The sequence below is a fragment of the Palaeococcus sp. (in: euryarchaeotes) genome, from assembly GCF_053987695.1.
This window is the reverse complement of sequence record NZ_JBMXHE010000097.1, coordinates 1-10,391: the sequence shown is the minus strand read 5'-3', so window position 1 is coordinate 10,391 and position 10,391 is coordinate 1. Positions and strand designations below refer to the sequence as shown.

8 protein-coding genes are annotated in these 10,391 nt (G+C 45.4%); 1 reads left to right on the top strand and 7 read right to left on the bottom strand.

Translation table 11 applies throughout. The annotated features are described in order from the left end of the window. Positions 1-10: 10 nt before the first annotated feature. The 7 genes from ACXJGZ_RS07770 to ACXJGZ_RS07740 all read right to left on the bottom strand — a co-directional run bounded on the left by ACXJGZ_RS07770 (position 11) and on the right by ACXJGZ_RS07740 (position 9,118). Complete coding sequence (locus ACXJGZ_RS07770; RefSeq protein ID WP_456321055.1) at positions 11-892, bottom strand: DUF2334 domain-containing protein; 882 nt, start codon at positions 890-892, stop codon at positions 11-13. 51 nt (positions 893-943) lie between these two features. Continuing rightward, positions 944-2,314: an MATE family efflux transporter gene (locus tag ACXJGZ_RS07765; protein WP_456326774.1), complete on the bottom strand. Its 1,371-nt coding sequence runs from the start codon at positions 2,312-2,314 to the stop codon at positions 944-946. 198 nt (positions 2,315-2,512) lie between these two features. After that, a complete protein-coding gene (gene ppsA, locus ACXJGZ_RS07760; RefSeq protein ID WP_456398938.1) occupies positions 2,513-4,864 on the bottom strand; it encodes a phosphoenolpyruvate synthase in 2,352 nt (783 codons plus the stop codon). Positions 4,865-5,021: 157 nt separating this feature from the next. Beyond that, positions 5,022-6,419 carry an ArnT family glycosyltransferase gene (locus ACXJGZ_RS07755; protein WP_456398936.1) on the bottom strand — a complete coding sequence of 466 codons (1,398 nt, stop codon included), beginning with the start codon at positions 6,417-6,419 and terminating at the stop codon, positions 5,022-5,024. Then, entirely contained in the window at positions 6,401-7,474 is a 1,074-nt protein-coding gene (locus ACXJGZ_RS07750; RefSeq protein ID WP_456398934.1) for a hypothetical protein, read from the bottom strand. Before ACXJGZ_RS07750 ends, ACXJGZ_RS07755 begins: the two co-directional genes overlap by 19 nt. Continuing rightward, a complete protein-coding gene (locus tag ACXJGZ_RS07745) occupies positions 7,464-8,450 on the bottom strand; it encodes a hypothetical protein (protein ID WP_456398932.1) in 987 nt (328 codons plus the stop codon). The genes ACXJGZ_RS07750 and ACXJGZ_RS07745 overlap by 11 nt, the downstream gene beginning before the upstream one ends. Further along, positions 8,447-9,118 carry a phospholipase D-like domain-containing protein gene (locus ACXJGZ_RS07740; RefSeq protein WP_456398930.1) on the bottom strand — a complete coding sequence of 224 codons (672 nt, stop codon included), beginning with the start codon at positions 9,116-9,118 and terminating at the stop codon, positions 8,447-8,449. The genes ACXJGZ_RS07745 and ACXJGZ_RS07740 overlap by 4 nt, the downstream gene beginning before the upstream one ends. A gap of 125 nt (positions 9,119-9,243) precedes the next feature. Here ACXJGZ_RS07740 and ACXJGZ_RS07735 point away from each other — a divergent pair. Then, the coding region (locus ACXJGZ_RS07735) for a 2,3-bisphosphoglycerate-independent phosphoglycerate mutase (protein ID WP_456398928.1) at positions 9,244-10,391 on the top strand (1,148 nt) is incomplete at its 3' end.

Genomic DNA, 10,391 nt, shown 5'->3' with positions numbered 1-10,391 from the left:
CGTAAAAAATTCATGGTCTAATCTGCAAGCCATTCACATTATTTAAAAATTTATCCAGAAATTCTAATCCCCCACCATATACAATGACCTGAGGATGAATCGAGAGGTAAAAGGGAATCCCGGCTCTGCCGGTTTGGTTGTAATCATGGAGGGCTATTAAAACCCGTATGTCGGTTTCATTTCTCTCAATATACCATGTGTATTCATGGTTCCACACCCTCATTATGCTCCCATTGGGAAGTATAAAGTAATCGGGCATAACAATAGTCAGATTGTATTCTTTAATGCTCTCTATGGATTCATTGCTCAAGGCCCATGCCGGAGGCAGAAATAGGGTGAAATTCCCGAACCCTACACTCCCCATTAGAAATGTTGCATTTTCGAGCCTTTCCCTCGCCGTAACATACGAACAATTGAATTCATGGAATATGTGCTCGTAACCGTGGAGCTCTATTCTGTAACCCCTCGCCTGGAGCTCATGAAGATATGAAACAAAATGGGGGTTATTCCTCAAGTCCCATTTATCACCATAATGTGGGGGATCAAAACGGGGGATTACAAAGAGCACGGTTCTTGAGGAATAATTGTGCCTGTCTATAATTTTCACGACTTTTCTGAGCTCTTTGAAGTAGCGGGGAGTCACATCATGGATGAAGATCATGGGCTTCTCATATGCAATGGAGGGAAGCTCCTCGAGATGTGTGTTAGGATCCGGGAGATTAGAACTCAAAAACAGCTCCTTATCTATGCTGTAATTCTCATAACCAAGGGTGGTGACGTTAGAAACCTCATACTCCATGGGCGGGGAATTTTCTCTGTGAATCATCCCCAGACAGAGAAGGGAGATCAGTATAACGAGTGCAATAAAAAATCTGAATTTCAAACCTACCACCACATGGTACTACATTTTGGAGTTAAAAAAGTTTGCCCTTGAAGATTAATGTTAATGCTCTATTATCCGCCTCATCCACGAGCCCTTAATGAACCACAGGAAGCCTATCAACGCCCCTATGATATTGCTTAAGCCCATACCGAGCCAGACACCCAGTGTGTCTGCCATTAACACTCCCAAAAGATAGGCAAGAGGTATTCTTAAGACCCAAAGCCTGAGCATTCCAAGAATCATGCTCTTCTTTGTATGTCCTGCACTCTGAAAAACATTGCTCACAGCATCAAATATGCCGAAAAAGGGAAGCGAAAAGGCAAAATATCTGACCACTTTCACACTTTCCTTCAGTATCTCCCTATCCTTTATGAAAAAACTGAAGATCTGAGGTCTGAATATAACCACGATTGCGGTTCCAATGCTCAAAATTACGAAATTGATCAGCATCGTCTTTTCAGCTATTTTCTTAGCCCTCCTATACTTTTCAGCCCCAACATTTTGTCCCACCATCGTTCCCATAGCTTGACTTATTCCATCAGCGAAGGCGAACATGAAGTTGGTTAAACGGTTTGTAATGCTGTAAGTTGCAAAAGCGACTGTCCCATAAATATAAATTATCCTCGTGAGGATTACAAAACCCAGAGCATCTGCCGAAAATCCCACGCTGGAGGGCAAACCTACCCGGAATATTTTACCATAAAACTTAAGATCCGGCTTTAGGCTCTCCCTAGTCAAGTGAATGCCCACTCTCCCTTTGAATAAAAGATATCCTCCTATAAAGGATCCCATGCTGTTGGAGAACATTGTTGCCACGGCGGCACCAATAACTCCAAGTCTTGGGAAGCCAAGCCATCCAAAGATTAAAAGGGGATCCAAAACAATATTGAGAAAAACGGTAAACATGTTTATCCTGACAGGTGTTTTTGTGTCCCCAACCGCCCTTAAAAGAAAGTTAAAGGCAAAGAGAGTGAACGAAAAGGGAATTCCTATAAAAATCACCCTTATATAGTTTAAAGCATAGGGATACACCTCAGGGGTCACATTCATGAATTTGAGAGCAAAAGAAGCAATTAAAAGCCCAAAGAATGTCACAAACAGGGAGAAAAACATCATGAGGGAGTAAAGGGCTCCTGCTGATCGATTAGCTCTCTCATAGTCCTTAGCCCCTATATACTGGCTCACAAATGCAAATCCTGCCGTTGCAAATCCCATTCCTATACTCATGAAAAACCATACCAAGGGCCATGCCGTACCAGGGGCTGAGAGCTCTTCCCTCCCAAGTTTACCCAACCAGAAAGTGTCCGTTAGATTATAAAGTACCTGTACCATGTTGTTGATTATTAAAGGGTAAGCTAATTTTACGAGCGTCCTCTCAATGTTTCCTTCAACGATTTCCCTGCGCATCTCGTGTATCTTATCTCCATTCATGCTTATCAAATCAGAATCGAAACGTTAATATAAAAAGATTATTACGGATAATTTATCCGGAGGCTCATCCACCCTGTTGTGATTGAATTGTTTTAAATTCCCCAAGCACAAGTATTATTGCCCAATTACAAACGCGAAATCAACAACCAGAATACTTGGATGAGCGTATCCAAAAACAGAAAAGTAGGGTAAAAGGGCTCACTCCCTAAGAGCCCTTCTTGCAGCTTCGAGCATCATCTTCTGCTCTTCCTGGTAAACAACTTTCCTTATGAGCTCAACTGCATCTGGGTTGGCTGAAATGCTGTCGATTCCAAGTCTCACGAGCTTCCTTGCCATCTTTGGATCACTTCCTGCCTGACCACATATGCTCGTCTCAAAGCCGTATTTCTTGCTAACCTCTATAACGTACTCGATGAGCTTCATGACAGCGGGGTGAGTCTCATCGTAGAGCTTTGCAACGAGTTCATTGTTTCTGTCAACCGCAAGTGTGTACTGGGTCAAATCGTTTGTACCAAAGCTTATGAAGTCTATGCCCTCTTTAGCCAGCTCCTCAATTATCAAAGCAGCTGCAGGTACCTCTATCATAACACCAAACTCTATGTCCTTTTGTGGCTCCAGCCCAACTTCCCTCGCTATCCTCTTGGCCTCCCTGAGCTGTTCAACATGGCTCACCAATGGAAGCATGACGCCTATGTTTGTGAAGCCCTCGTCGACGAGTCTCTTTATTGCCTTGAATTCTGGTCTCAAAAGCTCCTTCTGGTCAAGACCCCTTCTAATTCCTCTCCATCCAAGCATTGGGTTGGCTTCCTCTGGCTCCTCTTCTCCACCGGGCAGGTTCCTGAACTCATCTGTTGGAGCATCCAATGTCCTATACCATACCCTCCTTGGGTAGAATGCCTCTGCAACTGTTCTAATACCTTCCATGAGCTTCTCAATGAGTTCCTCCTCCTTGCCATCCCTTATGTACTTGATTGGGTGCTGCCCGATTCCAAGGATCATGTGCTCTGCCCTGAGGAGACCAACGCCATCCGCACCCGTAGCTGCAGCTCTCTCCGCGATCTCGGGCATTGAAACGTTTACCTTAATTTCCGTAGCCGTAAGGAGTGGGGCACCTCCTCCAATTACCTTAGCCTTTGCTTCCTCTTCCTTCTCCTTCTCGACGAGCTTCTTGACTATTCCCTCAAAGACGACACCCTTCGTACCATCAACTGTTACAAGCATTCCATCCTTGAGGACTTTTGTGGCTTCCTTTGTACCGACAACTGCTGGGATTCCAAGCTCTCTTGAGACAATGGCGGCGTGGCAGGTCCTTCCACCTTCGTCCGTAACGATAGCACTTGCCCTCTTCATTGCCGGAACCATGTCCGGATTTGTCATTGTCGTAACGAGGATATCTCCCTCTTTGACCTTATCAATCTCATCCGCCTCAAATATGATGACAACTTTACCTGCACCGATACCTGGTGAAGCTCCAAGACCCTTGAGGAGAACCTTCATCTCCTCCGTCATTTCAGCCTCCTCCGTCTTAACCTCTTCCTTAAGGGTTGTAATCGGTCTTGACTGAACTATGTAGAGTTTACCATCATCTTTATCATATGCCCATTCAATGTCCTGCGGCCAGCCATAGTGCTCCTCGATCTTGGCACCTACCTGGGCGACCTCGACGATCTGCTCCTCCGTGAGAGCCTGCTTCTCAACCCACTCCGGACCAAGGAAGTCGGCAACCTTAACGTAAACGGTGCCCTTTCCGGTCTCTGGGTTCCTAACAACCATAACCTCCTTCTTGGCAATGTACTTCTCCTTTATCTTCCAGGTGCCTTTCTCGACGATGTACTCATCGGGGGAAACGCTTCCGCTGACGACTGCCTCACCGAGTCCCCATGCGGCGTTTATCATGATCTCATTTCTATCGTTTGTAACGGGGTTGGCAGTGAACATGACACCGCTGGTCTCGCTGTTGACCATCTTCTGGACAACGGCGCTCAAATAGACCTTTGAGTGATCAAATCCTTGCTTGGCTCTATAGAATGTGGCCCTTGCAGTCCAGAGTGAGGCCCAGCACTTCTTAACCTTCTCAATAACATCATCAACACCGTAAACATCCAGATAAGTTTCCTGCTGACCTGCAAATGAAGCCTCGGGAAGATCCTCGGCTGTGGCTGAGCTCCTAACGGCAACAAAAACGGCATCTTTGTTGAATCTTTCGCTTAATGTTTTATAAGCTTCCTCAATCTCCTTACCAATTTCCCCAGGCATTTCCATTGAGATTATCTTCTCCCTTATCTTAGCCGTGTTCTCCTGGAGCTGTTTTGAGTCATCAACATTGGTGCCAGCGATGACCTCCATAATCCACTCCTGGAGGCTCCTTCCATCCTCAACCTTGACGTTTTCAACGAAGTATTTATACGCCTCCGCAGTAACACAGAACCCCGGTGGAACGGGGATGCCTGCGCTTGTCATTTCCCCAAGGTTTGCTCCTTTTCCACCCACAAGAGGCACATCCGTCTTTCTCAGGTCTTCAAACCATTTTATAAACTTGTACTCAGCCATCTCAATCCCTCCAAATTTTAAAGAGTAACCGTGAGTGATATCCAAAGGAGGCTATTTAAAATTAACTGTCCAAGTATGGTTTTTATGAGTATAAAACCTTCTAAATGTCAAGATATGTCCAAAAATGCTTCAAAAAAAGATGTTTTGAGTGAAGATACTAGGATTTTCTAATGAAAACTTTGAATTTTCCCCCATAAAACTCCTTTGTGAGAATGTACTTATCTGATGACTCAATTTCCTCCCAGAGAAGATCCCCTTCCTTGTAAACGATAATATCATAGTAACCGTTTACTATCCCCCTTTTCATCTTGGGATAGGTTATTATCTGATCAACCTCTGCCTCGGGGAAGAAAAACCCTGCCAGAGTGTACATTCTCGGAGAAACCATTATTCTCGTGACGTTATAGTGGGCTCTGATATAAGTTAAAACCCCCGTCTCCTGATAGTTTACGCTATCCCACTCCTCAGTTTTATACTCCACTGCATTCGGTATCTTGGGGATCAGGAGAAACAACAGGAGTATAAGCAGTATAATGGATTTTGTTCTTGCACTAATGGAGGGTTTAAATTTGATGGATAACCTGTAGAGGAAGTATATGCCCTCTTCAGCGTAAATCGCCATCACCGGGCTTAAAAATGTTAAAAAACGCACCTCCTTATGAACTACGGTCAGAATACCCATTAAACCAATGAATGCCCAGCTCAGTAAAAGCCATCCCCTCTCGTCTTTCCTCTGCTTCACGAAGCCCAAAATCATCAGCCCGATGAAGGTCATGCTCAAAGCCTTCGCCACAAGGGATAAATATTCAAAGGCAGAGCTCGGCTTATCAAGGGTTACAACCCTCGATGCAACTGTGAAAGGTCTAAAAACACCTCCATAGTAGGTGTGTCCCATGTAAAGCCAGGGCAAAAGGGTTAGAGCCAATACTGCAATGCCAATGTAGTATTCCCTCCTTTTCATCCACTCCCAGTGCTCCACCAGATAGAGGTAGGCAAATATAACACCCACTATGGAAAGCCCAGTGTAACGCGTTAAAATTGCAAGTCCCGCCGATAGGAAGGAAAGATAAATGTATGGCTTCTCCCCATTCTTTCTTCCTTTGTAGAGGAAGAAAAGAGATAGAGTATAAAAAAATGTGAATTCACTATGAACCAGTGCTCTGCTCGACATTGCAAATGCCAGAGGATTGAAGATGTAGAACAGACTCGCTAAAAGGGCTCTTTTTTTATCCCCAAAAAGCTCAATCACAAAGGAGTACACCAGAATAGACGTGAGAGCATAAAATAGCGAGGAAATCAGGCGGGCTATTGTTAGGTGAGCACCGTATTCGAAGATGCGGTAGAAAATGGAAAGGGTATAAGGATAGAGGGGCGGGCGATACATCATGTAAACTCCCTGATACGTGAAGTTGGATAATCCGCTGGCCAAGTTCCTGGCTATGTCAATGTATAGGGCTTCGTCATAGGTTATGCTCGTCTTGGGTGGAGTTGTGAGTATGCTGATGGAAAGCGCAAGGATAAACAGCATGATGGAGATTACCTTATTTCGTTCCACAGGAATCCCTCCCTACTTCCTAGTGAAAAGAAAGCTGAACCCATTATAATTCCAAAATTTAGGGCATCGAATCCATTTTCTATTGCAAGCACGAGGAAGACTAGAGCCAGAGACTTGAAAGTTTGAACTCTCTCAGCATCCCTCAATGCGGCACCCACTAAAAATCCCTCCATGAGCCCGAAGATTCCGAAATCATAGGCTGGCTGACCGAAGAGCGTATATGTGTAACTGGTCGATTTTCCAAAGAGAGAAGCCACAAAAAATCGCGGGTACTTGTTTAAAAGAATGTTAAACCTGCCAAGTGGCATTCCCAGCGAAAATAACCTTTCATAGACCATGTAAGAAAATCCCGCTCGATAGACCAAGGTTTGAATAAAACCGAGCTTCCATATGGCGTAGGTGCCCTTGGTTGCATAAAAGCGTACGAGGAATACCAGCAGGATTAAAGGGACACCCAGAAGGAGAACTCTTTTAGCTTCTTCCCTTCCTGCCCTGAAAATATATGCGAGGAAAACTATAAGGGCATTGGTTCTAAATGTGGAGATTACGGCGAATGCCTCTGCAATCAGAAAGAGATAAATATTCGGTTTATACGAGAGCAGGAGCGTTGCAAAAATTGCCGATGCAAAATAGAGATTTTTCATAGGCGTGTATCTCATATGGGGCTCCAAAATTGGAATCACACCCTTTACTATGGCGATGAGGGGGAGCAGAATCACCAGCACAAATCCGGCATAATAGGCATGCCTTATATCGGTTCCTCCATTTCTCATCAGAAAAATCCCCCCCAATAAAATGGATAAAGATAACACAATGCCAAGAATTCCAGTGGATGCTCCCATCAACGTACTGACAACCAGATATAAGTAGAGACGCTCCTTAGGCAGCTTGTCGGAAAAGAGGTATCCCAAAAAGATCAGCAGGGAAAAGAGTAAAGCATAGAACAGTGCCACAGGGTTTAAAGTTCCCAGATAACCAGGGAACATGATCTTCCCCAGTAGTGCCAGTAAGAGATACACTCCCAAAAATAGGGCAAAGATTCTGTCACTCCGCAATCTTCACCACCTTTATCCCATACTTGCCTCTGAGGACTAGATAAAAGCCTATGAAGAAGAATATGTACACCGGCAGATCCAGAATTCCCGTCTCGACCCCGACAACACCATAAGCAAGGGTTGTGTAGTAGATCACCCTTGAGAAGCTATCCTTTGCCCTGCTTATCACTCCATAGTAAAGTCCCAGGAGATATGCTTCCAATATTGAGAGAACCCCGAAATCGAGATACATTCCCCCGAGAAGGGTTGGAGTTATGGAAACTCCTGTTTTCACGTACAAAAAGCGTGCCACGAGATATCTCGGAGAATAACCCCCAAGGATGTAGGAGCGAATCCCTGCCCACTGGAGGGCACCGTGGTAGAAGCCATGGAGAGGGGCACGGGATATTATGACGTCCAGCACGGATGTTGTCGCCTGAATCCTTATGAGCTGAGCTCCAAGGGCTTCACCCCTGATAAGTGCAATTCCCAAAAAACCAGCCAAAATTAAAATTGAGAATACTATTAGATGCTTCAGTTTGATGCGTTTCTCCTCAAAATATGCGGCGCCAAAAGCTATAAAACTCACCAAAACGGGTGTTCTATAACCGTAAAGTGCGACCAGAACAGGATAGAAGAGAGAGTATTTTTTCCCCCTCAAAAAGAGGTAGATGCTCGAAGGCACCCCCAAAAAATATGTGAGACCTGTCAAACGGGGGTTTAACAAATGCTTCGCCGAGGGGTCTATTAGGGGAATCCGTCTGATGAGGAGAATTTGGAGGGCTATGAGGATAAGGGATAGAGAAAATATCCAGAGCATGGGTTTCTCGTTTATGATCCTCAAAGGTCTGTCCTTCCACCTAACCTCGTTCCCTTTTAAAATGCCGTAGGTCATTGCAAGAACAAAGAGCGATCCAACTGCAAAGGTTTTGTAAGAGGCCAGCCCGAAGGTGATAAAGACCAAAAATGTCACCGGAATCAAAAGGGGGAGCCTCATTGAGTTCTCACCTCTAAAAGCCTTAAGCCAAGATTCCTCTCATCGGAGTTCACATAGAGTGTCCCGTACATGTATATCTCCTTATCGCCCAGATGCTCCTCAAGCATGGATATCGGGACAAAATTTGCCGAGATAATGACACCTTCCCCTAAAGGCTGCTTCACATCTATAGAACCATAGGTGAGGTAATCCACATCGTATTTAAGCTTTCCAAATTCCAGAGCATCAAAATCCCCCTTAACGTAGATCAAACCCGAAAATCTCTCAGAATACGCAGGAACTTTGTATGGTGCTATTGCCTCGTGGAATTTCCCTTCAATGGGAGGGAGTTCATAAACGTAAACCTTGCCCTTAACATGAATCTCTATTTTTTTGGCTTTTACGTCCTCAAGGCGAGCTGAAGGCCCTCCAACCGTGAAGCGCTTCCCGTTTTTAACCACGTAAATCGTAGAACCAGATATCGAAAAGAGTTCCCCCTCAAAGATTTTCCCATCCACGCTCTCAATGGTCACGGTAACATTGAATCCATTCTTCACAAGGTTGAACGCCCTGTTGGCAGCCTCATATATCTCCCCACCCTGATAGTGCTGCACGTAGTAATTGATTCCCACACCCACAATTGCAATGATGAGTATAAGGGCATAGAGACGCCTCTCCACACTTACCACCGCTAAGCGTTAGGCTTCTGGGGTAATAAATGTTTCGATGTCATAGGGTTGGAGTAAGCCGGATGTTTTAATGTCATAAAAGACATGCTTAAATATCCAAACTCCCACTTCCCACAGGTGATACCATGAAGAGAAAGGGAATTTTCATACTCGCCGATGGATTGGGTGACAGACCAATAAAAGAACTCGGTGGAAAAACACCTCTGGAATACGCTAATACACCCAACTTGGACAAGCTGGCAAAAATTGGAATTTGCGGGATGCAGGACCCCATTTTCCCGGGTCAGCCCGCCGGAAGTGATACCGCTCACCTCTCCATTTTGGGCTACGACCCCTACAAGACATACAGGGGAAGGGGCTACTATGAGGCATTAGGAGCGGGCATAGATGTTAGGGAAGACGACATAGCCTTTAGGGTAAACTTCGCCACATATGAAAACGGCCTAATTGTCGATAGAAGAGCCGGAAGAATAGCAACGGAGGAAGCACATGAACTGGCCAGAGCAATCCAAGAGGAGGTTAAGCTCCCCGTGGAGTTCATATTCAAAGGGGCCACATCACACAGAGCGGTTTTAGTTCTTAGAGGTTTAGCAAAAGGCTACCGCGTTGGAGAGAACGATCCCCATGAAGCGGGCAAGCCACCGCACGAGTTCACCTATGAGGACGAAGAGAGTAAGAGAACCGCTGAAATCTTAGAAGAGTTCGTGAGAAAAGCACATGAAGTCCTTGAGAAGCACCCAGTAAATGAAAAGAGGAGAAAAGAAGGAAAGCCAGTTGCAAACTATCTCCTAATTAGGGGTGCCGGCACAGCTCCCGATATTCCAAAGAAGTTCCCAGAGCAGTGGAAAGTAAAAGCCGGTGCAATCGTTGCGGTTGCATTGGTTGGAGGAGTATTGAAAGCAGTTGGTTTTGAGCTAATTCCCGTCAACGGCATAACCGGAGAGTACGATACGAATGAAATTGCCAAGGCCAGAGCGGCGGTTAAAGCTTTGAAAGAGCATGACTTCGTGTTCGTCCACTTCAAGCCAACTGATGCGGCTGGCCACGATGGAAACGCAATGAAGAAAGTTGAGATGATTGAAAAGCTCGACCGTCTCGTAGGATACATCTTAGACAACGTCAATCTCGAAAAGACGGTAATAACGCTAACAGGCGACCACTCCACCCCCTGCGAGGTTAAGAACCACAGCGGAGACCCAGTGCCTCTAGTGATAGCCGGCGGGGGCGTTAGGACTGATGATGTAGAGGCGATAGGGGAGAGGCAATGCGCCAA

Bases quoted from the DNA above. Each gene is read 5' to 3' on its own strand.
- ACXJGZ_RS07765 (WP_456326774.1), bottom strand. From the start codon at position 2,314: ATGAATGGAGATAAGATACACGAGATGCGCAGGGAAATCGTTGAAGGA.
- ppsA (WP_456398938.1), bottom strand. From the start codon at position 4,864: ATGGCTGAGTACAAGTTTATAAAATGGTTTGAAGACCTGAGAAAGACG.
- ACXJGZ_RS07745 (WP_456398932.1), bottom strand. From the start codon at position 8,450: ATGAGGCTCCCCCTTTTGATTCCGGTGACATTTTTGGTCTTTATCACC.